The organism is Natrinema sp. LJW11 (assembly GCF_056135975.1).
The window spans coordinates 330,835-354,265 of sequence record NZ_JBWBDM010000002.1 but is presented as its reverse complement, the minus strand read 5'-3'; the positions used below and the strand labels follow the sequence as shown (position 1 = coordinate 354,265).

Here is a 23,431-nt window from a genome sequence, read left to right as displayed (position 1 = left end):
CTCTCGAGTTTGCAGTATCCCTCTGGTCACCTCTCATACGATCTGCTGTCAGTCAGTTCCGGCGCGACCGCAACCGGCCTGCGGTCGCGCCGGTACATCGGTGCAGCAAACCGTATCAGGCCATCAACCGTCGATGTTGGACCTTCATGCACTGATCCTGGACGACGGTTCGACCGTCGGTCTCCGCGCGGGTCGCCGCCTCGTCGTCGCGGATGCCCTGCTGGGTCCAGATGACGCGGACGTCGTCGCGCTCGAGCGCCGCGTCGACGATGCCGCCGACCTCGTCGCTGGGCCGAAAGATGCAGACGACGTCGATCTCCTCCTCGACGTCCGCGAGGGAGTCGTATACCTCGCGGCCGAATATCTCGTCGGCGAACGGGTTGACGGGGATCACATCGTAGCCGTGCTCGAGCAGGTACTTCGGCACGTCGTGGGCCGCCTTCCCGGGCGTGCTCGAGCAGCCGACGACGGCGATCGCGTCGTATCCGAGAATCGTTTCGAGTTCGTCCGCGGATTCGACTGGCATACCACAACGTACGGGCTCGATGAGTAAACGTCTCGGGGTCGTGGCGGTAGTGAGTTGCGGCGCGGGCTTATCGCGAGAGTGCGTTGCGGCGTCGAGGACCGCTATCCTCGGGTAAGCCGATACCACGTGGTCCCCGAAAGGCCCCTCTCGCCCGCGGCCTACACCTGGCTGCGCGCGGCCAAGCGGTCGTGATCGCGTCGATCGGCTCGCGAGCGCTCGGCCCCGTTCGATTTCCCACCCGATAGCGGTCGGGCGGTCGGCTGTTCAGCTCCGAGATCGAAGCGGCTCCGGCTGCGTCCGATTGCGGATAGGAACGCGTCGTGAGAGCCACCTACGTCGAAAACCCGGCCGTCCGAATCGTGGGCTCCTCGCCGTCGGCCGCTTCCTCGAGCTCGATGACGGCGTCGAACAGCTGTTTGAGCGTGTTCATCGTCTGATCGTCGTGAGCCGTCGAGTCGATGACGTAGACGCCCAGCGCGTCGGCGCTCTGGATTCGGCCCGTAAAGACGTGGAGGAATCGGAAGACGGTCTGCAGATCGGAGTACATCAGTAACGTCGAGACGGAGTGCAACAGGACGCGGTTCTCGGTGATCCCTCGCGTCTCGTAGAACTCCTGGAGGTACTCGGAGAGTTTGATCCCGATCCCGGTCATATCGACCGGCGAGGAGGCGTATTTGATCCGCGGATCGTCGTCGATGGTTCCGATGCCGCGCTGTTTGGTCACGCAGTCGACGACGCCGATATCGGGTTCGACGCCCTCGTCGACGCGGTCGTCGAAGCTCTCGAGGACCTTGTCCGCGCTATCCTTCGTAGTGACGATGATCGAGCCGTCACCGCGGTTCGCGCCGCTCGCGAGGATATCGAAGGCGATCCGTCGTTTCCCCGTCAGTGGCGGGCCCGCGACGAGTACGTTCGTCCCCGGGTCGATTTCGGCGTCCGGCAGGACATCTGCGAGGTCATACATACGGGATACTCACATCCATCGCCGTGGCAACGAGCTGGTACCACAGCTCACTCCGATGGCCGGCGTGTTGTATGAGAATACGCGAAGCCGCTTATAGTACTTTTGATTAAAATATACGGACCACTCGTTCGATCGTCCCGCATGTCCGGGCTATCGCCCACTCCCGATCGCGCTCTACCGGTGCAATCTCACACTACAGTGGGAGTGACATCGAGAGGGCAGCACGACCGACGATAAACGCTACTGCGGCGAGAAACATCCCGTACTTGAGATGTGACTGGCCGGCGGTCGGGTCTTCGAAGCTCTCGTAGGCGGCGACGAGCATGATCGCGTCCGCGGGGACGACGACGAGTAGATACGCGACCCCGAACTCCTCGCGGAGGTAAGGCATCGGGCTGGCGACGACTGCCGCCGCGAGCAAGAGGGCCGCGACGATGAGCGCCCGCCGTTCGCCGATCGCGATCGGGAGCGTGTGCAGTCCCTCCTCGCGGTCGCCGTCGAGATCCTCGACGTCCTTGATGATCTCCCGGGTCAGCGTCGCGATCGCCGCGAGCACGAAGAGCACGACCGCCGGACCGATCTCGCCCCCCTCGATCGCCGCCGCGCCGAAGAGGAACGTGCTGCCAACCAGGTAGGCGACGAGCGCGTTGCCCAGTCCCGGAAGACCCTTGAAGAACTCGGTGTACGCGATCAACGCCAGGAGATTGACGGCCGCGATACCGATCGCCAGCCGGGGCAGTGCCAGCGCGAGGCCGACCGCGCCGGCGAAGAGGACGACGCTGAACGCCAGCGCGCCGCGCGGACTCACCGCACCGCGGGGGATCGCCCGCTCGGGTCGGTTGATCCGGTCGATCTCCCGATCGAAGTAGTCGTTGATCGCGTTCCCCGCCCCGACCGCAAACGCGGTGGCACCCACTGCCGCAGCGACCGCGATCGGCTCCTGGGTCACGCCGCCGGCGACGAACGAGCCGATGAACGTCAGCACGCCCGCCGCGACCACGTTCACCGGCCGCGTCAACTCGAGCAACCCGCGACCAGTCTCCCCGACTGTCATACGCTGGAGTGGTCGTGCGGACCGGTTAAACGGTGCGATCCACCGTCGAGTTGCCGTACGCGCTCTCGGGTCGGTTGCTTCAGGGTCAGCTTGGCCGTTGGCGGCTCCGCCGTCGGTCAGCTCGATCGGCGCGTGTCGTGTACATTTCGGCGGGGACTCGAGCCGATCACTCGAGCGGCCTGGAGCGACACTGAACTGGAATCGCTCGCAATCGGAACGAGACGGGAGTCGAACGAGAGCAAAACGGCTTTCGGTTCGTCTCCGTCCGCCGTTTCAGCGCCACTTCTCGAGGTCGCAGAGCAGTTCCTCTTCGATCTCGAGCCACTTGCTTACCCGCTCGTCGCCGCTCGCGTCCGCGGGGACGGCGGTCCAGACGCTCTCGTCGTCGGAGAGTAACTCGAGCGGGGTCGCACCGGACTGCACCTCGTCGGGAACGGGGGCCTCGGATTTCGTCATGGTCTGTGTAGACGTTGGGACTACATAACAAAGACCCCCAACGGCGATTGTCAATGGGTGAAAAATCTCGAAGGGTGAGCATGTCTGTCACTGTCGAAAGCGGTGAAAATCGAGTGACTTATACGGATACGTCGGGAACGAAGCGATGCGGGCGCTTAGCTCAGTCTGGACAGAGTACTTGGCTTCGGACCAAGCTGCCACGGGTTCAAATCCTGTAGCGCCCACTCGCAGACGACTCGATTCTCGACTAATACTGATTCGTCCATAGAGGTATCGAAATCGCCGTTTTGGTCGATTTCGGAGGTCGTCCGAAGGAGGTCGAAATCTGATCCCAACGAGAGACGGGTTGCGGCCCCGTCACATCGTGCGATTCTCATCGCAAACGCGGGGTGGTCTGCGTGACGGTCGCCCCGTGGCCGTCGGTCGACAACTCGACCTGTCGAAACTGCGGAGCCCACATCACCGACCGGTTCCGCCGCGTCTTCGGTGACGATGAGGATCGGGCCCACCGCTGTGGTGACTGCGATACGTACGCTCGACTGAGCCGCGGCTCCGCTGCTGGCGTCGACGTTTCGATTCCGGACCCGGAGACGTCGCCTGGTCGCCACGGAGGTGAGGCCGATGTGTAGCTGGTTCGTTCCGGCGAATCGGCTATACGATGTCGAGAGTCGGACGCCCATAGCCCATCCTGCCCACCAAGCAACCGACGAAGACGTTCGGCGGGCGCTCGACGACCGAGAGGTTCGTGCCGACGGCGGGCAGTCCTTGAACGATACTAACCTCGACCGGCACGGACGCGTCGCAAATCACCCCGGTGAATTCCGAGCGACTGCCAACGAGCTGGAGACGTTCGACGACGGGCTGGCACTCGGCTACCTCCGACGCCTCGAGGTACTGCTGGACGCCTGCCCGCTCGACATCTACGCCGCCAGTAGCCTCAAGCATCCGTGGCCATACCGACTGCAAAACGCTGCAGAATGTTATCCAGCGTCGTTCTGGCGATCGCAAGACCGTATCCTTGATTCGGCAATCGGCAAGGATCTGAGCAACGCTGATGTTCTCGAGCATGCTCTCGAGCGCCATGCGACCGCAGTCGTCGCGAAGGATTATCTCCATGATCAGGAGACGACGACCAAGAGTATCCGGGAGTTCATCAGTCTGCACGATCCGGATGTTCATCCACGAGCGTACGTCCCACTTCAACCGCCCTACGACGAGCACGTTGCGGAGGTTTACCCGCTCGTCGAGAACTCCCACTTGGAACACCGATACATGCTCGGCGGTCTCGCGAATGCGAGTCCCGAAGAGCGAATCGATGAGATGCTTGCCTTCCGTACCGAGGTCGGTGAGGACCCGAATGCACACGGTCTCGGCTGGGGTCTCGACGACGAGCTGGTCGCGGCGCTCCGTGACGAGCCCACGCTGTTGGACTCAGTCGATAACTCGAGTCCGTCGCAGGCTGTTCAGAACGACCAGATACTCGACAAGCACTGGCGAGCAAAGACCTGTCGACACGTCGACGGCCAATATCAGAACACTGTCGGCGGGGCGTTTGAGTTCGCCATGCTTGTTCAGGCGACACACCGCCTGACAGAGTATAACGACGACTTCGAGAACGCAAGTCAACAGGCCGCTCTCGGCGAGTTCGGAGGTGTTCCTTCTGATGACTGAGTTCGTCCTCGCCAGTTGTTCGAAGAGCAAGCAGACGGGAACGCACCTCGCACGAAATCTCTACGAACCGTCGCCTATCTTTCGGAAACGGCGTCGGTTCGCCCTTCGCCGCGGTGACGCGTGGGGTATCCTCTCCGCGAAATACGGCTATCTCCGGCCGTGGGATGCTACGCCCGAGTACGAACGACACATCACGGACCGCTCGCCTGTTTGGGGTTCATTTACCCTCGCTGATCTCGTCGTCGATCTCCGATACTACGATGTCGACACGGTGACGATACTCGCCGGTAGTGGCTACATCGACCCGCTTGTCACCGAACTCGAAGGCCGTGGATACGACGTTGTCGACTGGAACGCTGGGAAGCGTCCAGGCGAACGGATGCAAGCGCTCGACGAGGCTGTTCGTCTGGGCGAGCAACAGACGTTAGTTGAAGCGACAGACGGCGGAAACGAGCACAAGGACGGTGGTTTTTGATGACGGCTCCATCGGGAGATGTCGTCGCCGAGTGTTCAAACTGTCATACGACAAGCTACCATCGGATTGTACAGAGCGAAGCGTTTGACGGAGCCGCATACCGCTGCACAAGCTGTTCGGTGACGAAAGAGGAGATCCAGCTTACGATTCACGCCACGATCGTCAACCGACCAACCGACCCTGATGGGGAAAGTCGTCGATGAGCCGCGTTGTCGAACCCGCGGACTGCGAACGGTGTGGTGATACCGTTGATGCGCTCCGTCGGTTATGCCCAGACTGTACGCGTGTCGTCCGCGATGCGCGGGAGGGCCCGCTATGAGCGTCGACACCGATCGGGACGACCGCGACCTCGAGACCGAGCTGGCGAGTCCAGCAGCCGGTCAGTTCGGTATCCCCGTCGACGCCGTGTGCGTGGGCTGTGGGCAGACACGCGTCAAGCGTGCGACCCTCGAGGAGATCGACCAAGATCCGGAGGTCGACCCCGCAACGCTCGAGGCGACGGACTGCACGTCGTTCAAGCACGTCTGCTACCCGTGTCTGGGAGCGACGTGGTGGAATCCCGTGGCGGTGCTCACTGGCTTGCTCGAGCGCGAGCGAGGTGAGTAGCGGTGTCGCAAGTCGAAACGACGCCGCACGAGATCGAGGGCCGCTGGAAGTGGCCCGACTGGGGCCGCGGACCCTACGACGCGCTGTCGTCGGTGATGCTCGGGCCGCCCTTCGAGGGATATCTCGAGCTGGACGTCGAGGTCGACGGCGAGCCCTGGCATATCGAAGTGAGCTACAGTAAGTCAGGATTCGCACCTCGACTATCTGATGGAATCAACGCCGAACGGCTCTATGAATGGGATATCAGGGGACGTGGACGCGGCGAGCGAAAGGCGTCCTACAATATCTCGCCGCGGTTCCCGAACATGCGCCACTGGGAGAGCGGCGAGCGGTTACAGCTCCCGTGGGAAAATCAGGTCGGCGAGGTCGACGGCGTCGACGTGGAGTACCACACGAGCAACATCGAAGCCGACCGCGGCCTCGAGCTGTTGCCAGCATTCTTCGCGGCTGTATTTGAGCACGCTGGCGAGCGCATTCATTCTGAGTATTTCCGTACCGAACCGCACGAAGCGAGCCGGATGTGGGCGTACGAGCGCTACGTTCGAATCCGTCGCGAATGGGCGGAAAAGCTCTCGTCGGCCGGTGTCCTCCAGAAGGTCGCGCACTATCTCTCCGACCTCGAGGGAGTGAAGGCCGAACTCCATATCAACAACAAGGAGACGATCAACCACCAGAACCGGTTGTTTCTCGATCCGGCATCGACCGGCGAACTGCTACCGGGTCACACCTACGGGAGAAAGCTCGAGATCTACCAGCTGAAGGACCCGGACGCAGTTTCGAAGAATCACCCGTCCTACCACCCGAAAGTGGAGGTTTTGGTGAACAAGTCGATGAACGACAAAGAGGCATGGGCGTGGGCCGATCGCCACGCGGTCACTGAGCAAATAGAGGAGACGCTGTTAAACGCGCTCCACTGGGAGGATATTCCGCTCGGCCCCGATGGGAACAGCGTTTACATCGCCGATGACCACTTCGACGCGGTCGCTCGAGACCAGCCGGTCGAACTGTACGAAGACCCGACGCCGCGCCTCGAGGCGAAGTCGGACCACCTGTTGATGACGACGCTTCGGGACATGGGCGAGACCGCCCGCGACGTGACTGAGACGGTCGCGACGGACGGCGGCTCGACGATCGATGGGCTGGCCGACGAACTGGGAAAACATCCCGCGACGATCTACCGGGCGATCAACGACCTCGGCGAGGTTCTCGAGCTCGACCAGGGCGACGTATCGTTCCGGGCTCGAAAGTACCGCGAGGAGCTGCGAGCGCTCGTCGAGTCGGCCGAGTACGCGATCGAGAGCTACGCCGATCGGATGCAACACATCATGGGCTTAGCCGATCACGTCGCCGAGTCGTCGCCCTTCCAGGAGTGGCTCGCGAAGAACGGCGCCGACCTCGAGTTCGACGAGCACGGCGAGCCCCGGCGGATGCGGATCGATACGATTCTCTCCCGGCTGAAGGCCGACAGCTTCGAGGATCTCGCCACGATCGCGAGCGAGGCCCTTGAGAAGTGGTCGAAGTCGGGCAACGATCCGACGGCGCTCCGCGGAATCGAACTGACCTGGAAGACTCCCGGCGGTGGGACTGAAACTGGGTTCGTCGGCGCTGTCGCCGATCGCTGAAGCGGCCTCCATAGTGGCAACGCTCTGGGCTTCGTTCTTTTCAGCAAGTATTCTTGAATAACATCCCTGCTTAGACAACTCTGGTTGTAGTCGGTTCCTCGAGGGTGGGGCCGGCACCGCGATCGCACCGCAACGCCGGCGGGGTCGTTTCGCGCTTCGCGCGAAAGCCCCCTTGGCGGGTGTCCCCAAGGGGACTGAGCCAAAAAATTACAGCGCCCCGCTCCCGCTCCCGTACCAAATCTCCAGTTGATCCACATGAAGCCGGGGTCATATTGGTCCTAATCCTTATACTATCTCAATTCGATATATCATCACTATGGTTGAGTGTGCACGATGCGGTGACTTCACTGATAATCCCGCAGAGGGAGAATACTCATACTGTGATGATTGTTATTCCCGATTCGCTGCGATTCGGGAAAATGGTGTAGTTGTACAGCAGAATTCCGATTCCGACGGTTATCAAGTGTATGTAACAGCAAATTCGAACCGAGAAGGCGGAATAGAAAAGTCACAGATAGACGCACTTGCGCGTGGGAAAGATCTATCCGACGATCTCGGTTCTGAAGCACTGTTTGAGTACCAACAGAGCGGATCACAGTGGATTTTAGAGGAATATCTACAAGCTCATCCTGAGATTCGAAAAGATGTCACCAGACGATTGAGTAGAATCCCTAACCGGAAAGAGAAGGGCCTGTTTGGAAAACTCCAGAGCCTCTTTTGATTCTTCCCTTCATCGAGGTTGGGAACCAAGGTTGGATGGTAGAACCTATGATCCACTCGAAATAGAGGCTAAGAATAAGAAGCAACAGAACGGCCACAAGCATATTTATACTTCTGGATTAGTATGTACTGTTACAAATGAAGGATGTAATTTGTGATGCAATTGACGGTCAACAGACGCTCAGCTTCAGGTATGAAGGTTTACCTCGAACCGTTGAGCCGCATAAAGTCGGGCGAACAACAAAAGGAAACATAGTTTTGAGCGCATATCAGATCGGTGGACGCAGTCATTCAAACACTGTTCCTTACTGGCGGCTCTTTAAATTATCAAAAATAACCGGTCTCACTGTGAATGGAGATCAATTTGATGGACCTAGACCCAAATATAAAAGGAGTGATAAAAGGATGACTAACATCTATTGTCGCCTCTAACCAGATATATGATGGCATAGGATACTAACTATGGTAATACGATGTCTATTCCTTGTTGCAATGTGTATGTTCCAAGTTGAAGAGCAATAGATTCACTATATTCAGCAATTTTCCCATATAATTCCCGTAATTGGGATGCGTTGGCATCTTCTTGTTCAAGTTGAGTTTGATATTCCTTCACTAGGTCCTCTAATTCATCTCTCTGATTGTCCCTCATCGGAAGGCTATTCACTTGCTCAACAATATTTTCCACACTCATATCCTGCTTTACATTTTGTCTTTGTGTGACCTGTACTATAGGCATTCCATTTTTAGCAGGCGACTTCTGAAACTTTTCCATTTCAATACCCAAATAATCGGCAATAGTTAGTGTGTTTATCTTTATATCCTGTATTTTCTGATAATTACCCGACCAATTGTGCTTATTGTCGACTGGCTCTTTTGGTTCTATCTCATCTAATTGTTGGAGAATGCCGCTTTCCTGGTTATTATCTTTCACCAAACAAAGAGTATCATTATACTTTTTTGCTATCCCCGGTAGTAATAGCACTGTTTGATTCTCGGTATTCTCCTGTGCTTTCTCGCACTCGTCATAAATTCTCTTTAAAGAAGAAATGACGAACTCATCATCACTCATAGAATAGTGTTTGCTAATGGTAACAAATATTTTTGGGTAGGAGTTGTAGTCAACATGCAACTGATAGCATTCAGTCTATTTCGTCGGCTCAAGACCTGAAAAGTTAACTTGCTGAACTCTACAGTATTTTCATGGAGTTTGGCAAATCAGTGTTGATGGGTGCGATACTAGGAACGATCATCGTACTCATAACTGTTCCAGCTGTCCGAACCTTTCTCATAATCTTCTCTATTGGAGCCGTTGTCCTAATTGGAACTTTTTTCGGCCTCTCATATTTTGGAGACGACGATCGAGCAGCAAAAGCGAGTCTTCAGGCGTTACGTTGGTTTGCAGCTGGAGCTGTTATCGCCTCTATATCAGGAACATTGGAGAATGGCTCGTTTACAGAACAATTCTTACTTGGCGCTATTGCAATAGCGGTCCTGATGTTTGTCGAATATGAACTATTGAAATCAGAGGATGGAGAAGGAATACTATTCCTTAGAGGGGACTCGGAACAGTAACTCTCTGTACACTCCCCTGGGGTTGCACGTCGACAAATCCCGTTCCCCGAATATGCACACGAGACGCGAACTCTCGTGTGCATATCTCGAGCCAATCGGTCGCTCGAGACCGCCTTCTTCTCTGGATGATCGACACGTTCCGCCTGTTTTGGGCCGAAATGGGCCATCCAGTGAGCCGAAAAAACTAGGATTTCGGGGGTCGTGTGTACGAGTATGCGAATCAGAACCGACGGCGACTATGCGTATCGACGTGACGCGATCGAACGCGCAGCCGACTTCTACGACTGCAACAAGACAAAAGCCGTGGTGAGCGCTTGCGATGACGTACCGAAGTTCGTCCAGGCGTCACGCCAAGTCCTCGAGCGCGACGACCTCACGCTCGAGCAGCGCCGGGAGATCGCCGAGACGCTCTCGACGAGAGCGGTAACGTTCGAAGTCGAATCTGAGATCGTCGTCGACACCGATTAACAGTAGCTGGTAATCCGATTTCTTTACCCAGAACCAGATGCGAAACTGAAAGGTCGGATTCGATAAGTACGTATGCGAACTTATCGGATTTTCACCGACCGCAAACGCTATACAGTATAGAAGTCATTGTTCTAATATGTATGGGACTGTTCGGGATTCGCTCGAAGACTGGTATAATCCGAGTATTCAGTCTGCGGTGATTGTCTTGATGGGTTCAAGTTTCAGCCTCTTTCTGTTCCTCAACAGTCCCGATTTTACGAACCCGTACTACGTTTTCGGAGTCGGAGTAATGGGCTTCGCAATCGTCTTTGCGGTGCTTATGCTCATTTCTGTGCTACTGAAGCGCCGATAGACTACTACCCTGTACTGAGCGTTCCGTGAGTCCCCTGTACTTACCGCGAGTTTCACGGAAAGTTCTGAATAAAGGAACCGTGCTACGATCTACTGTTAAAACACAGAGTCGATAGCGATCTTCGCTTGCTCGGTCCCACGGTGATCGCCGCCACCGTGCCACCGGAGTAACGGGAGATCGCTCGAGCGAACCATCTTATCACAAAGAATCGTACAGCCCGACCGTCCATGTGGCCGGTAGACGACGAAACAGTACCAGCCGTCGTGACGCCGGAGTTTCTCGTGGTATTCGCGGTACACCTTCCAGTTGCCGGGTTGGCCGTTGGAATGCTCGTGCATCGTTGATTTGATCTCGACGGGTGTCCCGTTCCCGAATCTCGCATCGTGCCAGCTGGCTCGCTCGAGATCGAAGCGTCTCTTCTCGGCCATTCGTTTCTCGACGGCGGTCCCGAAGTGGTTCGCCCGCTTCGAGCGGTTCACGCGGACCACGCGCATCGCGCGCCGATATATATACTCCTCCGCTGACCTCGAGCCGTGCGCCCATCGGTCGCTTCGCTCCCGGAAGGGAGCGAGCGCGGTGGGCTATGGGCTACTCTAAAGGGGGGACAGTTACGCTTTACAGCTTGACACCCCGACGCGGTCATGCGATCACCTGTTCCACTGTGGAAACCCATTCCGCCTTTTCGCCACCGTTGTCGATATCGTCCCACCAATTTGAGACGGTAGCGTGACTGTACGGCACGAATTCGGCGGTTGCACGCGACGACATTCCCTGTCGACGGCAGATTTCCATCGTCCAGGCAGCGACTCGTTTCACGTCTTTCTCGGCAATCGCTTCGTCTTTCTCGTCGCCTCCAGGCGCGGACCAGCTCCAGTCAGCCTCGTCCTTCGTGTTGAACGACCAGTCGGTTGGCGGGATCCCCTCGAGCGGGCGCGGATCCACGTCGACGAGACTGCCGTTCGAGACTCGATCGGCGACGACCGCGGACTTCTGCGAGGTCTTCTTGATGATCGTGCCGACGCGCCAGAGCATCGGATGAATCGAACTCTCGTCGTGGCCGATGTAGATGAGAGCGCCGCCGTACTTGCGGATCTTAAACACGAGCGGCCCCATCAGTTTCCGCACCTTGTGGCCGTCTTCGCCGGCTCCGCTCGCGTTCGTCGAGAACTCGTCGCCGATGAATAGCTTCGACTGCTGCGGATTCTCGACCGGATCACCGTCCTGACTGACCCACTCCTCGAGCAGCGGGTAGTTCGGAATCCAGCCGTCTTCTACGGAGCCGTCGTCACGGACCCATCGGTTCGTTCGCTCGAGCGTGCGGATGTTCGAACCGACGAGCAGATCCCCGTCGACCCACCGCTCGCGGAGCTGGCCCAACAGCCCAGAGAAATCGGTCTTACCGTCCCCCATCTCGCCGAGTAGGACGATCACCGGCGCAGGGCCGGCGACGATCTCCTGCAGGCGCGTCACGGCTTTGATACCGGCGAGGTCGGCCTCCTGAGCCGGGTCCCCGATGTAGTGCTTGAGTGTGAGCGTGTCGCCGTTCTCGAGCGCCTGACGGGCCGTCTCGCTCCCTTCGGCCTGCAGGATCTTCCGATTCTTGCCGACCGCCATGTAGTCCTTCGCGGGCTTCGTGTCCCACCGATCGGGGTCGTGATGCACGGCCCGCATCGCTAGCTGTCGGTCCACTTGCTCGTCACGAATGAACCCCGAATGCCGAAGGACTTCTTCGGGATCGCGCTCGAGATTCCCGTCCTGATACTCGCGAAAGCCGCCGACTGTGTAGTTGTCTTGCTCGTCGCTCATCGGTCAGTCCACCTCCATTGATTCCCTGTCCCGGCAGTGCCCGTTTCATCGAAAACGAACACTACGGGTGGATCTATCGTACGGTTCCGGAGCTTTCCGTCATGGATGAATCTCATTGGTTCGTTCCTCCGTCGGTTGCTGCCGGCTCTGCCGTCTGTTCGTCTGCCGTGACGGGCGTTCTCGGTCCGTGTCCCTCGGTGTACTCGTCGACGTACTGACCCACGTCTTGGATCTCGTCATCATCCGATGCAGCGGCGTCTTCTTTGGCCGATTCGAAGCGATCTTTGACGGCCGTCCGCGGGTTCAACAATCCGCGCTCGTCCGCCTCTGCCTCCTCGTTGATCACGTCGCCTTGGATCTGCAACCCCATCTTGCTGATCCGACCGCGCAGTTGGTTCAGCTCGAGAAACGCCTCGACGAGATCGCCGTGGATGTCCTCGAGCATGGTCTTCGTCGTGACAAGTTTCGAGTCGGCCATCTGCGACATATAGCAGCCTCTGACGGTCAACTCGCCAATGTCCTCGTGGTGGGTAAACTCGCGGACTTCGAAGGCATCACCGTCGTTACAGACGTACGGCGACGGCCCCTCGACGGTCTTTTGGCTCCACAACTCCGGTTCGACGTAGTATTTCTTCCGCACGTCATCGACGCCGTTGATGTGGTAGACCGTCGTCATTCGCCGGTCGCGGAGCTTCCGGGCTCCCGTGACGAAGATCGCTATCAGCGGCGGCCCAAGTAGGATGAGAGCCGCGAACCAGCCGAAGAATATCGGCGGGATACCGGGCACTGACGGCCGAATCCAGAGGATCGCGACGCCGAGCGAGAACAGTACCGCGAATACGAGTAACTGCGCCTCGGCGACGACGTAGGTGATTCGGTCCTTCCAGTTCCCGAAGGTCCCGCTCGTATCGCTCATGCCTCGACCACCCCGGATTCCTCGGAGCGAACGACGTACCAGGCACCGAGTGCGGCGCACCCCACCGTCATCGCGACTCCTGAGAACAGCCCCGTCTCACCGCCGAAGTGACGGAACGGGTTCGACTCGGTCGTCCCGGTCGAGACGATCGCGCCGCCGCCCGCCTCGAGTGACTTCTGAGTCGCGATCGCGACGGCCGCGCCCTTCTGCCCCTGCCGCGGCGACACCATGAACGTGACCGTCTGCGTTCCCTCGTCCAACTCCTTCTCGGCGTAGTTGAAGCTCTTGGCGTCCTCCTCGAAGGCCCCCGACTCGGTAATGCTGATCGTGGTCGGCTCGTCGGCCTCGATCTCGAGCGTGAACCGGCCGGGCTCGTAACTCCAATCGACGACTCGAGTCTCGTTGTCGATGATCCGAACGCGGTCCCCCTCGGGCTGCGCGGCCTGCTCGCCGCCGGTCTGGTTGGCCGTCTCGTTGCTCTGCGCGACGGCTGGCCCAACGCCCATGCCCATCGCGAGCGCCAGCGCTACGACCGTGGCAACAATGAAAAGACGTCGCATAATTCAGTTCCCCATCCCCGGAATCATATCCATCACGAACCCGACGACTACCAGCATCACGACGCCGATAATCGCCAGCCCGACAAGTGGACCGCCTCCGGTTCCATCGAATGGGTTCGGGATCCCGAATAAATCGTCTCCCTCCTCTGAGCTACCCTCTTGGATAATTGTCTCCCGGTATATCTTCGTTTCATTCGTATATTTCACGAACTCATCGGCGTTGTACGTGTCGTATTTCGGATCCTCCCAAGTGGTAGAATTTACCTCATTACCGTCTGCATCGTACATCGCCGTGATGGTGAAATTCCCTTTCGCGAACTGGATTTCTTGGCCTGTCGCCTCGTCATACATCACCTGCGACCCGTTCAGGTCCTCGGTGTTGTATGTCGTATCCAGTTCAAACCCAGAGCCGGGAACCTCGCCAGAGAACAGAAGGCCCTGATACGTCTCATTCACCGGGTCAGAATACGTTTTGTTCCGGCTCCCCTCGCTGTCACTGTATGACTGAGAGGTGTAGCCGTCGTAATCGATGACCATCGTAGACGTGTTTGTGAGATCGGGGTTCGAGACACCGAGAACCGAGAGCGTTGCCTGTCGGAATCGCTCGCCGGTAACGGTGTCGTTCCCGCTCATCCACCGAACCTGCCCCTCTGCCGTCCGCACGTCCGAGGGCTCGATCTGGTCGGAGTCCAGCGCAGCGTACAGGCCAGACGTGAACGAACTGTCATAGTTCGATGCCATCGTATTCGCCTGCTGGCTCATGTCTTCCCAGATGTTTTTCCACATCAGCAGATCTGCAACCTTCTGGGAGCCGAGACCGGTTTCATTCGCGTCCCCGACGTTCATCACCACGTAATCACCGTCAGTCTCAATGTGGAAATCGTACCCATCCGATCCGTAGTCGATGTGCCCGGCACTCGATCGGAGACGGGTACCGTTCTCGATCAGCGACCAACTCTCGAACGGAGAGACGGTGATATTCGCATCGAAGTAACGAGGCTCATCACTATACATATAATAATACACAATCTTATTTGTGGTTATATTATGCGTGGATCCGTTAACTAAAGACACCTCAGACGTGACTGGATTATCGCTCATGACCCTCTCATCGAAACACGGCGAACCAGTACAACCACCGGTGTCCATGTCACCAGTGTCACGATCAGCAGTGAACGCAACGAAATTATCATCAATATCAGCAGTAGAGGCGCTCACGTTGTGGGTGTAGCGCATCTGAGCCATTTGTTTTTCAAATGTCTCCAGCGTTTGTAACTGCTGTTCTGCGTAATAATCCCGAATCGCAGCGCGGGCGTTTTGGGTAGCTTCAGCCTCTGTACTTCCATTTTCCCACGCGGAAGCTATCGCGTGTTTCGCATCGAGCGAGGCTATCGTATTCGTGTCTTCAAGATAATTCTCTTGAAGTTGAATGTACGACTTCTGAGACTCCCATTCAGAGACAGCGGCGTAATGCAGATCGGTGTGCATCGCCTGCTGCGTCTGCTCTAACTCAATCTCAGTGATTTCTTCCTGAGTAGAGTGACACCAGTTTTCGCCACCGATCAGCGCGTACAGGCAGTTATCGCCTGCCGCTGTCGTTGACGCGATCGACGGATTCGAGGCCGTCGCCGTCGTCGTGGTCGTCGCCGAGGCCGTCCCGGCCGCCGCGATCGGCGCGACCATCGAGCCGACGAAAACGAAGACGAGCAGGACCGTGAACGCGCGGGACCCTCGCCATGGGCTTTGGGCCGACATCAGATCACCCCCACGGCGGAGATCGCCGCGAGCACGACGGTCAGCGCCGAAGCCCCGAGGCAGTACCCGAGAACGGCGAATCTGTACAACTCAGCGTCCGAACGGTCGAAAATATTGGAATTCATAGTTTCGTCTCGTTAGTCCCGCATCATTACCACGGCCACGCCGATCACCGCGAGAGCGACCACCGCGAGGCCGGCGAGCATCCCGCCGCCGAGATCACCGCCGCTGGACGGGAAGACGCCGCCGAGGAACCCGGAGTCATCCGAAATGCTCGCGCTGTCGATCGCCGAGGCGTTCCCGGTGACCACCACTCGGTACTCGCCGTCGAGCTCGAGTCCGGTGTCACTCTGGTTGAACTCGACCTCGGTCGTGTTGCTCGCGTTCGCGGCGATCGTGTCCTGAAGCGCGACCGTCGCGTTCGCCGAGTCGTTCGCGTACTCCGTCTCGTTGTAGAACGTGACGGTGGCCGACGTGTTCGCCGGGTCGTCTATCGTTTCGTTCCACGCAACAGAGACGGTGATGGGCTCGGTATCGTTCGTGAGCGTCACCGACTCGTTCGTCTCGTAGTCGGCCGTCTGTGCGCCGCCGATCACCGCGAGCCCGACAGTCGCGACCGCCGCGACTAACAGCACGAGCCCGAGGCGCTTCACCGTCGAAAATTGGTCACTCATGTCGTGTACCTCCGGTTTACTTGTAGGCGATGAGGTAGAACCCGGCTCCGTTCAGAAACACCATGAACCAGCCGAGCGGCCACATGGAGCCGACTGCGTGGGAGACGGCCGGGACGAGCGCCGAGAGAATGTTCAGGATGAACATCAGCAGGAGCGTGACGGTCTCCATGTCGGTGTAGTCCTCGATGGTCGTCTGACCGTTCGTGACCCACGCCACAATCACGGTCACCATCGAAACGATGAAGCCGTAGGTAATCTCGGTTCCCTGCGAACTGTACAGGACGCCGTCGAAGCCGGTGTTGAACGGTGCTGCGAGGCTGAACGTGCCGACCGCTGCGACGGAAATCGTCGCGAGCACGAACAGCGGCGCGAGCACGCTGTCAATCAGGTCTATGCCGTCTTCACGCCGTACCGTGTTCGGTACTGCGCTTGATGGTAGGCTAAGAGCCATACGACCGGTCGTCATCCCCTCCTGTCGAAAAGGTAAGGAAAACCAAGGTTCACCAAACTTTATACCAAGGCGGGTTGCCGCCGATGCATGGCGCTGAACAAACTCAGATGCTTGGACCAAAACTCGCTCGGGATCACCCTGCCGAAGGACGACCTCCGCGTCGAAGGGCTACTCGACGAACACGGCGAACTCGAGGGAGAACACCACCTCCACATCCGCCATATCGGTGACGGTGAATGGACGGTCGAACTCGTCGAAGGGATCGATGCGTGAGCGCGGATCTACTCGAGGAGGCTAGGCGGGAACAACGCCGCGAACTAGAGCGAGAAGCGAGGAAGGCGATCGCCTAAATGCGAAGCTGAATCTCTCAGGTGGCGTAATCAGTCCTCGGTGCTTAAAAAGAATAGAAAGCGAACTCAGTCGTTAGCTGAAGTCGACTTCGAAGTTCGCAACAGTGGTCTCTGAGTCGCCAGAGATCCCAACGACAGTGAAGTCGCCCTGTGCAGTGCTGGCAAAGTGTGTACTAATGCCACTGGAACTGTCAGTGCTATTAGTTCCAACAGTGACTGTGTTTCCGGTCCCATCTAAGCCACTGAGTTGAATTTCACTGTCACCACTGGAACCTATCTCACTACCTGGGCCACGGATGACGAAACTCTCTGCATTACCCATATCAGTCACGGTGAACTGAACCACTTTGTCAGCGTTCGTCACTTTAGTATCCACAGCAGCGTTCACCGGTTCCTGCTGATTCCCGCCCATATCCAGCACGAAGGCTGCAATCACGGCCGCGAGAATTACGGTTATTGCCACCATCAGTATCACTCCGATAACAGGTGACACTGCGCGTTCATCGTCCGATCCGATCAGCTTGTTTCGAATTGATTTTCCGTCCATTGTGTCTCCGCATCGACGCGTGAACGGTGGGAAAGCTTATCTGACCCCTTGTTGAACCGCGCAATGCGGTAAGGGGAATGAGGGACCAACCCCATCGTGCTTTCTCGAGCCGTCGTCGTCTGATGCTAATACCGGACACTGAATCGGTACTATATATATTTAGGCAATAGTGAAACTATTTCCCGCTGATAACACTTTCAGAACTGATAATCAACTACCCACAGAAACCCTCCAGCGGTCCCTTGAAACACCGCCGTCTCGCGGTTATCCGCCCACTCGAAAAATCGGTATGGATTTGGCGATTCGACCACACGAGACAAGCATGTCTGATTCCGCTGGTCTCGTTACTGAAACAGAGTTCGCGCGCACCTACGACAGTGGGGCCTACACCGACCCGTGGAAGACGGTCAAGGAGTACCGTGATGTAATGCGACATGCATCGAAACATCCGAATAAAGGGTCCCAAGCCGTGTCCACCGCGACCGAGACGCCACGTTCGAGAATCCGAACGTGGATCGACGACGGTGGCGCTCCCGACGCAGTCCGTGGACTCGAAACAGCGCGAGACTATGGCTGGCTCGAAGCGGGCTTCGACGACCCGGAGTTCACCGCGTTGAACACGCTCGTCGCGAACATCTTTTCGGGTGGGTCGATCGAGCAGCGACACTACCAGCCGAGTTTTTCGATCAACCACCGCGGTGAGGATAGCCACGTTTTCGACGCCCTCGAGCTGGCCGACGTCTCCTACACGGTCGTCGACGATCGCGACGGCCGGGCGGACGAAGCTCGCCCCTCCGAAGACACTTCGGTACTCGGCCGCGTCCTTTCCGTGCTCGGCGCGCCGGTCGGGCCGAAAGCCGACCAGGAACTCTCGCTCCCGGCGTATCTCAGCGACGCGCCCGCGAGCGTTCGCGAACAGTTCGTGTTCGCCTATCTCGAGAATCGGGCGACCGAACACGAAGGGAAAGCGACACTCACGATTCGAGAGGATCGAAATCGGGAGTATCTCGAGGAACTGGCGGCGTTGATCGACGACGTTGCGGGCGGTGGGGTTCGGTTTTCCGAGCGGGATATCGTGGTCTCGGCGGATGCGGCGCGGAGTCTGGGGACGGTTCGATAGATTGCGGGGCTATTTTTCCAACTCTTCGGCCCCAAGTTTCCCTTCGAGGAATGCTCGTCCTTGATCAGTGAGGCTGTAAATCGTCCCTTCTTTTTTCAGAAGCCCATTCTCTACTAAAGTGGGGCACTCTCGTGAGACGTAGTTCCGGTCGTAATCGATGTTTTTAGCGAGTCCTCTTGCTGAAATCCAGACATCGTGGCTTTCGAAGAACTCCAGTATTTCATAATGTACTGGAGAAAACCAAGAGACTCGCTCAACCATTTCTTTCGATTTGTTTGACTCGCTCGTTGGTTCATAATCGTGTACCATTGGCACCCACTTTGTTACCTTATCGTTACCAAGGCAAACACGTTATCGTGAGAAGTTTTATTGTCCAAGGGTGTCTCGGAGATCGCAACGGAAGTCAGACGGACCCGCCGCTACCCGGTCGGGTCCTCGTCAGAAGCGCGGACCCGGTGTAGGGGCACCGGCCCGCCTGGCTTCCGTATCATCGGTACGGAAGCATGTATTCGCGCAACGCTCCGGGGGATAAAGCCCCCGATAGACCGCATCGATCGGCCCACGGCCCACAGCCTACGGCTGCCTCGAGTTCTGATAACGGAACTATCGGAAACGCGGAGAACCGCTGTTCAACACTCACGGAAGCAAGTCAGTCACCGAAAGCGATTGTTTTCGGAACTATCGGAAACCGCACTCCGACGACTAAGGGAGTCGGGTTCAGTCGTTACAATCGACCGACGGACAGCGACCGCGCGCGCCCTCAGGACCAACCAACGGCGCACGCGGTTCGTCCGCGGTCCCACAACAGTGAGACCATGACGAAATCAGCACGCTACCACGGTAAGAGTACCGGATACTGTAATAACAGCGATACGCTCGAGATGGTTCGATGAACGACGAGTACCATGCCCTCGAGCGGCAGGCCGATGCGATGGAACGGCAGACCGAGGCCGTGAAATCGATCGCGACGGAGATGCGCTATCAGAACGCGGTGCTGTGTGAGATGGTCACCTGTCTCGACGATCTCTCGGCTCGCGTCGACGAGTACCACATGCCGGACCACCCGCCGCACGATCGGTCCGGGACCGCGTTGCAGACGTGGATTCACGATCGTCTCTTCGAGCGCGACCAGCTCGAGGACGATGGGCCCGAGTTCCAGTGGGGACAGCCGGAGAATTGGAGTGATGGTGAGCAGGATGACTGACGACCTCGAGCCGATCGCGCCGTCAAACGCTGTCGAACTGCACCTCGACGCGATGAAAGACGGGTCTGCCGAATGGACCCAGACGAGCCACAAGAGCGACCTACGGGCGTTCGTCGAGTGGTGCCGCGATGAGGGCGGCATCGACAACATGAACGAACTGAACGGCCGGCATCTCTACCAGTTCCGCGTTTGGCGTCGCGAAGGTGGCTATTCGAATGGGCAGGACGAGGAGATCGCTAAGAAGACGCTCCACTCGAATCTCACTACGATCCGTGCGTTCCTCCGATTCTGTGGCGACGTGGAAGCCGTCCCGGAGGATCTGTACCTCAAGGTCCCGCTTCCGGACCTGTCTATCGGTGACGAAGTGAGCGACAGTAAGATCGTTCCCGAGCGGATTCCGCCGATCCTCGAGTACCTGTCGCGCTACGAGTACGCGAGCCGCGATCACGTCATGTGGACGTTGATCTGGGAAACCGGCGCTCGACTTGGCGGACTCCGCGCGATCGATCTACAGGACTGCGAACTCGAAGGCCGCACTCCGGGAATCGATTTCGTCCATCGGCCGGAGACCGAGACGCCGTTGAAGAACGACGGTCCGGGTGAGCGGTACAATCGGATCACCGAAGAGACCGCGCGGATGGTGCAGGACTACATCGATGGGCCGAGAGCGGATGTAACCGACGACCACGGTCGCGATCCGCTTATCACGACGAAGCAGGGCCGGGTGAGCCGGAGCTGCGTTCGCGATACGTTCTACCGGTGGACACGGCCGTGCCACCGCGGTGAAGAGTGTCCGCACGATCGTGATCCCGAGACCTGCGAAGCGATCTCCCACACGCACATGAGCAAGTGTCCCTCGAGCCGGTCGCCTCACGATCTCCGGAAGGCGAGGGTCACGAAGTATCGGAACGACGGGGTACCTCGAGGCGTCGTTTCGGATCGGCTCAACGCTTCGGAAGAGATTCTCGACAAGCATTACGACCGTGCCAGCCGGCGCGAACGAGCAACCCGACGCTGGAAAATAATCAACAAGTAATTACCATGAAAACTGCAAGCAAGCGGAAAGAAGTTACTCGTGCGGCGAATCCCTGTAGCGCCCATCCGTTTTCCGAACGCTTCGAATCCGATAGACGGTGTAGTGTTGCTTATAAACCAGTGGGTAGTTCTGGAGGCTGATTTCGTTCGACGATCGAACGAGGGTCGGCTCGTGAATGTCCAACAGCCGAGCGCGAGCGTCCCAGAACGACCAGTACTCAAAGCCGGCGATAGGCCCGAAGTCCTGCTTGTGGGCGTCCTTTCGCATCCCGACCATATCGTGGAGATGGTCCTGCGCCCGCCCGTCGTTGTGGCTGTCCTCTGGATCTACATCGGTGGTGTTCCCTTCGTGGGGGTGCAACTGGTTCGCCCGGAGTCGCTCGCTCTCGATCCGTCCTTGCATCTCGGTCAGCACGTCGTGGCGGCCGACCAAACTCGTACTCGGCGACGTGGACCCTGTAGACCGTGATGTCGACTGAATCTGATTTCATGTTCGTCCAGTACCTCTTTAGAAACGTTAGCTCGATCACCGACTGCAATCATTGGCCACTCTTGATTCAGTGCATAAGTGATCCCGCCTCGACGGAATGCATGGGGACTCAAACTCGAAGGGCATTCAGACGCCTGATCATACGCAAGAGCAGGACATTCCTGAAGGTCTCGCCCATGGGGACACTCGTTGGTAGACACACAGGGACGCGTATACCGATAACAGTCCCCCTGAATTGTCGTAGTATGAGCGCGACCATTCGGAGTGGAAAGGAGAGGCTCGCGCCCATGCTCATCAGCTACTGAAGACCGAGGGAGACGGTGGTGCGGAGATCGACCCACAGTACGGCTTTTCCACGCCGAACGCCGACAAGATTCCGGGGGACTCGAACCGGACCACGAGGTCGAACTCCACATCGCTGATCCTGTGCCTGAAAACCACGGCCCCTGTTCCACTTCGAACCGACTGGACTGGCAGTAGAGGAAGGTGACATCGTCCAGTTCACCTTCACGACTCCCGACCACACGATCACGGCTTACCATCCCGGCCACGGGTTCCAGCAGCGGGTTCCGGATGACGTGCCGCCGTTCTCGTCGCCGGTCGTAAACGCTGGTGGAGGCTGGCTCTACCAGTTCGAGGAGGAGGGCCTGTACGATCTGTACTGTGCCCCGCACCACCCCCTCGGAATGACGATGCGAATCGTCGTCGGAGAACTCGATGAGGGGGACGAACCGGAGTACGAGGACACGTTCGAGGGCACCGAGGATCCGCCACTCTTGCCTCCGTTTAGCAAAGAGATGCTCGAGGAGGAACTCGAAGTATTCAGTGAGCCTGGCAAAAACGTCCGTTCCGAGTGGGTGTGGCTCACGCCAGCGGAGGTTCTCGATACGGAGGTACTCGACCCCGGGCAGATCAAAGCAGAGGGCTCAGTCCCGTTCAGTGATGTCCTCGACGAGATCAGCCGTATTGAGACGAGTCACGGCCACGAGTGAATGTGGCTCACCGTCGCTTTTTTCCGACGATCCGGGCCCGGATGGCGTGGCATCCTGGTTTCTCAGCACAGACGTGTGAGCGATTCTCTCCATTCTCTCATTCCATCTTGAGTTGTGCTGAATGCGTGGCCTCGACTTTCTCGACACAGGGGTGCTCTATCCCGCAATTATCCAAGAAAATCGTCGATCTCGCTCGACGAAATCAGCCTATCTGGTCGGATTATGACCACGAATAGCGAACGTCTATCGCGGGAAGGGTGCCTCTCACCCTCCCATCTTCTGCCGGCTGTTACCACAGCTTAGAACCGCTGCCTAATCTGGGAGGTGGTACCCGAGCAAGCGGCCCAGGCCAGATAGACCCTTAAAGACCCAGTGTGGGGGACTCACTGCGTATATGTCCTCCTCGTGTTCCGTCGTCAGCATCGCTACCAACACGACATCTTTGAAGCCCTCCGGAGGCAATGACACCCCCTGCTTCGTGACGAGCTGATGGAACCGCCGGAAGAACGCCTCGTGCTGTAGGGCGGGCTCGTGGACGTTTCTGATCTCGACGGGGGTCGCGTTCCTGAACGTATGGGCCGTGCCTGGAGGGACGGTGTGTTCCTCACCGGCCGTTACCTCCATCCATTCCCCGTCCACGTACACTTCCAGCACGCCCGAAACCACTTCGTAGCGCTCCTCGGCGTGCGGATGGGTGTGGACGAACGGGCCGTCTTCGGGGACGTCTTCGATCTCAAATCGCATTTCCAGCAGTTCCCCGTCCGTGTCCGCTGTCGAACGCGTGATTTCCCAGCGGCCAGGGAAACCACCCCAATCGAGGACGCGATCCTGCTTGCCGCGATCTACTGCCGTCATGGCGTTCCCCCCGTGGTACACTCGCTGTTCGGCATCGATTTGCTTGTCATGGTCGTTCGTCACCTCCTGTGCCATCCGTTCCGCCGCTTGTGTCGCCTCGAGGCACCTCCACGGAACGGACGCCACAGTGCCGGATTGTGCTCTGATACGAGCAGCTAGTGGTAGCACTGAGATCGACTTATGTATTAGG

General features: G+C 58.1%; 31 protein-coding genes and 1 tRNA gene. 14 read left to right on the top strand and 18 right to left on the bottom strand.

Features of this window, described 5'->3' with window-relative positions:
* Nucleotides 1-115: 115 nt before the first annotated feature.
* The 4 genes from AC0QDI_RS06400 to AC0QDI_RS06385 form a co-directional block, all read right to left on the bottom strand.
* Entirely contained in the window at nucleotides 116-526 is a 411-nt protein-coding gene (locus AC0QDI_RS06400) for a CoA-binding protein (protein ID WP_474666373.1), read from the bottom strand.
* Between the two features lie 331 nt (nucleotides 527-857).
* Nucleotides 858-1,490, bottom strand: a complete 633-nt coding sequence (locus AC0QDI_RS06395; protein ID WP_474666371.1) for an RAD55 family ATPase — start codon at nucleotides 1,488-1,490, stop codon at nucleotides 858-860.
* Between the two features lie 193 nt (nucleotides 1,491-1,683).
* Nucleotides 1,684-2,544, bottom strand: coding sequence for a geranylgeranylglycerol-phosphate geranylgeranyltransferase (locus AC0QDI_RS06390; protein ID WP_474666369.1), 861 nt, complete (start codon nucleotides 2,542-2,544; stop codon nucleotides 1,684-1,686).
* Between the two features lie 273 nt (nucleotides 2,545-2,817).
* Complete coding sequence (locus AC0QDI_RS06385; protein ID WP_474666367.1) at nucleotides 2,818-3,000, bottom strand: DUF7511 domain-containing protein; 183 nt, start codon at nucleotides 2,998-3,000, stop codon at nucleotides 2,818-2,820.
* Nucleotides 3,001-3,149: 149 nt separating this feature from the next.
* Here AC0QDI_RS06385 and AC0QDI_RS06380 point away from each other — a divergent pair.
* Nucleotides 3,150-3,224, top strand: a tRNA-Arg gene (locus AC0QDI_RS06380).
* Between the two features lie 165 nt (nucleotides 3,225-3,389).
* Nucleotides 3,390-3,629, top strand: coding sequence for a DUF7563 family protein (locus AC0QDI_RS06375; RefSeq protein ID WP_474666365.1), 240 nt, complete (start codon nucleotides 3,390-3,392; stop codon nucleotides 3,627-3,629).
* A 22-nt stretch (nucleotides 3,630-3,651) separates the two neighbouring features.
* Here AC0QDI_RS06375 and AC0QDI_RS06370 read toward each other — a convergent pair whose 3' ends face one another.
* Nucleotides 3,652-4,257 carry a hypothetical protein gene (locus AC0QDI_RS06370; protein ID WP_474666363.1) on the bottom strand — a complete coding sequence of 202 codons (606 nt, stop codon included), beginning with the start codon at nucleotides 4,255-4,257 and terminating at the stop codon, nucleotides 3,652-3,654.
* Between AC0QDI_RS06370 and AC0QDI_RS06365 the strand changes: the two genes are divergently transcribed.
* The 5 genes from AC0QDI_RS06365 to AC0QDI_RS06345 all read left to right on the top strand — a co-directional run bounded on the left by AC0QDI_RS06365 (nucleotide 4,258) and on the right by AC0QDI_RS06345 (nucleotide 8,095).
* Nucleotides 4,258-4,671 (top strand): hypothetical protein, encoded by a 414-nt coding sequence (locus AC0QDI_RS06365; RefSeq protein WP_474666361.1) that lies wholly within the window; start codon nucleotides 4,258-4,260, stop codon nucleotides 4,669-4,671.
* Nucleotides 4,664-5,146 (top strand): DUF6884 domain-containing protein, encoded by a 483-nt coding sequence (locus AC0QDI_RS06360; RefSeq protein WP_474666359.1) that lies wholly within the window; start codon nucleotides 4,664-4,666, stop codon nucleotides 5,144-5,146. The genes AC0QDI_RS06365 and AC0QDI_RS06360 overlap by 8 nt, the downstream gene beginning before the upstream one ends.
* Nucleotides 5,147-5,461: 315 nt before the next feature.
* Nucleotides 5,462-5,752, top strand: coding sequence for a hypothetical protein (locus AC0QDI_RS06355; protein ID WP_474666357.1), 291 nt, complete (start codon nucleotides 5,462-5,464; stop codon nucleotides 5,750-5,752).
* A gap of 2 nt (nucleotides 5,753-5,754) precedes the next feature.
* The gene (locus AC0QDI_RS06350) at nucleotides 5,755-7,374 is read left to right on the top strand and encodes a DUF7845 domain-containing protein (protein ID WP_474666355.1); all 1,620 of its coding nucleotides are present in this window, start codon (nucleotides 5,755-5,757) and stop codon (nucleotides 7,372-7,374) included.
* A gap of 316 nt (nucleotides 7,375-7,690) precedes the next feature.
* The gene (locus tag AC0QDI_RS06345) at nucleotides 7,691-8,095 is read left to right on the top strand and encodes a hypothetical protein (RefSeq protein ID WP_474666354.1); all 405 of its coding nucleotides are present in this window, start codon (nucleotides 7,691-7,693) and stop codon (nucleotides 8,093-8,095) included.
* 459 nt (nucleotides 8,096-8,554) lie between these two features.
* Here the strand turns inward: AC0QDI_RS06345 and AC0QDI_RS06340 are convergent, their stop codons facing one another.
* Complete coding sequence (locus AC0QDI_RS06340; protein WP_474666352.1) at nucleotides 8,555-9,163, bottom strand: hypothetical protein; 609 nt, start codon at nucleotides 9,161-9,163, stop codon at nucleotides 8,555-8,557.
* A gap of 131 nt (nucleotides 9,164-9,294) precedes the next feature.
* Here AC0QDI_RS06340 and AC0QDI_RS06335 point away from each other — a divergent pair, with 131 nt between their 5' ends.
* Together AC0QDI_RS06335 and AC0QDI_RS06330 are read left to right on the top strand one after the other, a co-directional pair.
* Nucleotides 9,295-9,666 (top strand): hypothetical protein, encoded by a 372-nt coding sequence (locus AC0QDI_RS06335; RefSeq protein WP_474666350.1) that lies wholly within the window; start codon nucleotides 9,295-9,297, stop codon nucleotides 9,664-9,666.
* Nucleotides 9,667-9,879: 213 nt separating this feature from the next.
* The gene (locus AC0QDI_RS06330) at nucleotides 9,880-10,134 is read left to right on the top strand and encodes a DUF7692 domain-containing protein (RefSeq protein ID WP_474666348.1); all 255 of its coding nucleotides are present in this window, start codon (nucleotides 9,880-9,882) and stop codon (nucleotides 10,132-10,134) included.
* Between the two features lie 447 nt (nucleotides 10,135-10,581).
* Here the strand turns inward: AC0QDI_RS06330 and AC0QDI_RS06325 are convergent, their stop codons facing one another.
* The 8 genes from AC0QDI_RS06325 to AC0QDI_RS06290 form a co-directional block, all read right to left on the bottom strand.
* Nucleotides 10,582-10,965 carry a PD-(D/E)XK family putative nuclease gene (locus AC0QDI_RS06325; RefSeq protein WP_474666346.1) on the bottom strand — a complete coding sequence of 128 codons (384 nt, stop codon included), beginning with the start codon at nucleotides 10,963-10,965 and terminating at the stop codon, nucleotides 10,582-10,584.
* Between the two features lie 160 nt (nucleotides 10,966-11,125).
* Nucleotides 11,126-12,292, bottom strand: a complete 1,167-nt coding sequence (locus AC0QDI_RS06320) for a P-loop NTPase family protein (RefSeq protein WP_474666344.1) — start codon at nucleotides 12,290-12,292, stop codon at nucleotides 11,126-11,128.
* A 112-nt stretch (nucleotides 12,293-12,404) separates the two neighbouring features.
* The gene (locus tag AC0QDI_RS06315) at nucleotides 12,405-13,208 is read right to left on the bottom strand and encodes a hypothetical protein (RefSeq protein WP_474666342.1); all 804 of its coding nucleotides are present in this window, start codon (nucleotides 13,206-13,208) and stop codon (nucleotides 12,405-12,407) included.
* Nucleotides 13,205-13,768 carry a DUF8063 family protein gene (locus AC0QDI_RS06310; protein ID WP_474666340.1) on the bottom strand — a complete coding sequence of 188 codons (564 nt, stop codon included), beginning with the start codon at nucleotides 13,766-13,768 and terminating at the stop codon, nucleotides 13,205-13,207. The genes AC0QDI_RS06315 and AC0QDI_RS06310 overlap by 4 nt, the downstream gene beginning before the upstream one ends.
* Nucleotides 13,769-13,771: 3 nt before the next feature.
* A complete protein-coding gene (locus tag AC0QDI_RS06305; RefSeq protein ID WP_474666338.1) occupies nucleotides 13,772-15,523 on the bottom strand; it encodes an Env/VP5 family phage fusion protein in 1,752 nt (583 codons plus the stop codon).
* Entirely contained in the window at nucleotides 15,523-15,648 is a 126-nt protein-coding gene (locus AC0QDI_RS06300) for a hypothetical protein (protein WP_474666336.1), read from the bottom strand. Before AC0QDI_RS06300 ends, AC0QDI_RS06305 begins: the two co-directional genes overlap by 1 nt.
* Before the next feature lie 12 nt (nucleotides 15,649-15,660).
* Nucleotides 15,661-16,197, bottom strand: a complete 537-nt coding sequence (locus AC0QDI_RS06295; protein WP_474666334.1) for a fibronectin type III domain-containing protein — start codon at nucleotides 16,195-16,197, stop codon at nucleotides 15,661-15,663.
* Nucleotides 16,198-16,213: 16 nt separating this feature from the next.
* Nucleotides 16,214-16,648: a DUF8023 family protein gene (locus tag AC0QDI_RS06290; protein ID WP_474666332.1), complete on the bottom strand. Its 435-nt coding sequence runs from the start codon at nucleotides 16,646-16,648 to the stop codon at nucleotides 16,214-16,216.
* Nucleotides 16,649-16,735: 87 nt separating this feature from the next.
* Between AC0QDI_RS06290 and AC0QDI_RS06285 the strand changes: the two genes are divergently transcribed.
* On the top strand, nucleotides 16,736-16,921 hold the full coding sequence (locus AC0QDI_RS06285) for a DUF8053 family protein (RefSeq protein WP_474666330.1): 186 nt from the start codon (nucleotides 16,736-16,738) through the stop codon (nucleotides 16,919-16,921).
* A gap of 150 nt (nucleotides 16,922-17,071) precedes the next feature.
* Here AC0QDI_RS06285 and AC0QDI_RS06280 read toward each other — a convergent pair whose 3' ends face one another.
* Nucleotides 17,072-17,545 (bottom strand): type IV pilin domain-containing protein, encoded by a 474-nt coding sequence (locus AC0QDI_RS06280; RefSeq protein ID WP_474666328.1) that lies wholly within the window; start codon nucleotides 17,543-17,545, stop codon nucleotides 17,072-17,074.
* Nucleotides 17,546-17,867: 322 nt separating this feature from the next.
* Between AC0QDI_RS06280 and AC0QDI_RS06275 the strand changes: the two genes are divergently transcribed.
* Nucleotides 17,868-18,665, top strand: a complete 798-nt coding sequence (locus AC0QDI_RS06275) for a hypothetical protein (RefSeq protein WP_474666326.1) — start codon at nucleotides 17,868-17,870, stop codon at nucleotides 18,663-18,665.
* Nucleotides 18,666-18,674: 9 nt separating this feature from the next.
* Here AC0QDI_RS06275 and AC0QDI_RS06270 read toward each other — a convergent pair whose 3' ends face one another.
* The gene (locus AC0QDI_RS06270; RefSeq protein ID WP_474666324.1) at nucleotides 18,675-18,974 is read right to left on the bottom strand and encodes a MarR family transcriptional regulator; all 300 of its coding nucleotides are present in this window, start codon (nucleotides 18,972-18,974) and stop codon (nucleotides 18,675-18,677) included.
* 580 nt (nucleotides 18,975-19,554) lie between these two features.
* Between AC0QDI_RS06270 and AC0QDI_RS06265 the strand changes: the two genes are divergently transcribed.
* On the top strand, nucleotides 19,555-19,869 hold the full coding sequence (locus AC0QDI_RS06265; RefSeq protein ID WP_474666322.1) for a hypothetical protein: 315 nt from the start codon (nucleotides 19,555-19,557) through the stop codon (nucleotides 19,867-19,869).
* On the top strand, nucleotides 19,862-20,905 hold the full coding sequence (locus AC0QDI_RS06260; RefSeq protein WP_474666320.1) for a tyrosine-type recombinase/integrase: 1,044 nt from the start codon (nucleotides 19,862-19,864) through the stop codon (nucleotides 20,903-20,905). The genes AC0QDI_RS06265 and AC0QDI_RS06260 overlap by 8 nt, the downstream gene beginning before the upstream one ends.
* A gap of 33 nt (nucleotides 20,906-20,938) precedes the next feature.
* Here AC0QDI_RS06260 and AC0QDI_RS06255 read toward each other — a convergent pair whose 3' ends face one another.
* Entirely contained in the window at nucleotides 20,939-21,337 is a 399-nt protein-coding gene (locus AC0QDI_RS06255) for a hypothetical protein (protein WP_474666318.1), read from the bottom strand.
* A 503-nt stretch (nucleotides 21,338-21,840) separates the two neighbouring features.
* Between AC0QDI_RS06255 and AC0QDI_RS06250 the strand changes: the two genes are divergently transcribed.
* On the top strand, nucleotides 21,841-22,386 hold the full coding sequence (locus tag AC0QDI_RS06250; protein ID WP_474667304.1) for a cupredoxin domain-containing protein: 546 nt from the start codon (nucleotides 21,841-21,843) through the stop codon (nucleotides 22,384-22,386).
* 312 nt (nucleotides 22,387-22,698) lie between these two features.
* Here AC0QDI_RS06250 and AC0QDI_RS06245 read toward each other — a convergent pair whose 3' ends face one another.
* The gene (locus AC0QDI_RS06245) at nucleotides 22,699-23,316 is read right to left on the bottom strand and encodes a cupin domain-containing protein (protein ID WP_474666316.1); all 618 of its coding nucleotides are present in this window, start codon (nucleotides 23,314-23,316) and stop codon (nucleotides 22,699-22,701) included.
* Nucleotides 23,317-23,431 lie beyond the last annotated feature (115 nt).

Excerpts from the sequence above, each read along its gene's own strand:
- AC0QDI_RS06400 (WP_474666373.1), bottom strand. The coding sequence starts at position 526 with ATGCCAGTCGAATCCGCGGACGAACTCGAAACGATTCTCGGATACGAC.
- AC0QDI_RS06395 (WP_474666371.1), bottom strand. The coding sequence starts at position 1,490 with ATGTATGACCTCGCAGATGTCCTGCCGGACGCCGAAATCGACCCGGGG.
- AC0QDI_RS06390 (WP_474666369.1), bottom strand. The coding sequence starts at position 2,544 with ATGACAGTCGGGGAGACTGGTCGCGGGTTGCTCGAGTTGACGCGGCCG.
- AC0QDI_RS06385 (WP_474666367.1), bottom strand. The coding sequence starts at position 3,000 with ATGACGAAATCCGAGGCCCCCGTTCCCGACGAGGTGCAGTCCGGTGCG.
- AC0QDI_RS06360 (WP_474666359.1), top strand. The coding sequence starts at position 4,664 with ATGACTGAGTTCGTCCTCGCCAGTTGTTCGAAGAGCAAGCAGACGGGA.
- AC0QDI_RS06355 (WP_474666357.1), top strand. The coding sequence starts at position 5,462 with ATGAGCGTCGACACCGATCGGGACGACCGCGACCTCGAGACCGAGCTG.
- AC0QDI_RS06345 (WP_474666354.1), top strand. The coding sequence starts at position 7,691 with ATGGTTGAGTGTGCACGATGCGGTGACTTCACTGATAATCCCGCAGAG.
- AC0QDI_RS06340 (WP_474666352.1), bottom strand. The coding sequence starts at position 9,163 with ATGAGTGATGATGAGTTCGTCATTTCTTCTTTAAAGAGAATTTATGAC.
- AC0QDI_RS06335 (WP_474666350.1), top strand. The coding sequence starts at position 9,295 with ATGGAGTTTGGCAAATCAGTGTTGATGGGTGCGATACTAGGAACGATC.
- AC0QDI_RS06330 (WP_474666348.1), top strand. The coding sequence starts at position 9,880 with ATGCGAATCAGAACCGACGGCGACTATGCGTATCGACGTGACGCGATC.
- AC0QDI_RS06320 (WP_474666344.1), bottom strand. The coding sequence starts at position 12,292 with ATGAGCGACGAGCAAGACAACTACACAGTCGGCGGCTTTCGCGAGTAT.
- AC0QDI_RS06315 (WP_474666342.1), bottom strand. The coding sequence starts at position 13,208 with ATGAGCGATACGAGCGGGACCTTCGGGAACTGGAAGGACCGAATCACC.
- AC0QDI_RS06310 (WP_474666340.1), bottom strand. The coding sequence starts at position 13,768 with ATGCGACGTCTTTTCATTGTTGCCACGGTCGTAGCGCTGGCGCTCGCG.
- AC0QDI_RS06305 (WP_474666338.1), bottom strand. The coding sequence starts at position 15,523 with ATGTCGGCCCAAAGCCCATGGCGAGGGTCCCGCGCGTTCACGGTCCTG.
- AC0QDI_RS06300 (WP_474666336.1), bottom strand. The coding sequence starts at position 15,648 with ATGAATTCCAATATTTTCGACCGTTCGGACGCTGAGTTGTACAGATTC.
- AC0QDI_RS06295 (WP_474666334.1), bottom strand. The coding sequence starts at position 16,197 with ATGAGTGACCAATTTTCGACGGTGAAGCGCCTCGGGCTCGTGCTGTTA.
- AC0QDI_RS06290 (WP_474666332.1), bottom strand. The coding sequence starts at position 16,648 with ATGGCTCTTAGCCTACCATCAAGCGCAGTACCGAACACGGTACGGCGT.
- AC0QDI_RS06285 (WP_474666330.1), top strand. The coding sequence starts at position 16,736 with ATGGCGCTGAACAAACTCAGATGCTTGGACCAAAACTCGCTCGGGATC.
- AC0QDI_RS06280 (WP_474666328.1), bottom strand. The coding sequence starts at position 17,545 with ATGGACGGAAAATCAATTCGAAACAAGCTGATCGGATCGGACGATGAA.
- AC0QDI_RS06275 (WP_474666326.1), top strand. The coding sequence starts at position 17,868 with ATGTCTGATTCCGCTGGTCTCGTTACTGAAACAGAGTTCGCGCGCACC.
- AC0QDI_RS06270 (WP_474666324.1), bottom strand. The coding sequence starts at position 18,974 with ATGGTACACGATTATGAACCAACGAGCGAGTCAAACAAATCGAAAGAA.
- AC0QDI_RS06265 (WP_474666322.1), top strand. The coding sequence starts at position 19,555 with ATGAACGACGAGTACCATGCCCTCGAGCGGCAGGCCGATGCGATGGAA.
- AC0QDI_RS06260 (WP_474666320.1), top strand. The coding sequence starts at position 19,862 with ATGACTGACGACCTCGAGCCGATCGCGCCGTCAAACGCTGTCGAACTG.
- AC0QDI_RS06245 (WP_474666316.1), bottom strand. The coding sequence starts at position 23,316 with ATGGCACAGGAGGTGACGAACGACCATGACAAGCAAATCGATGCCGAA.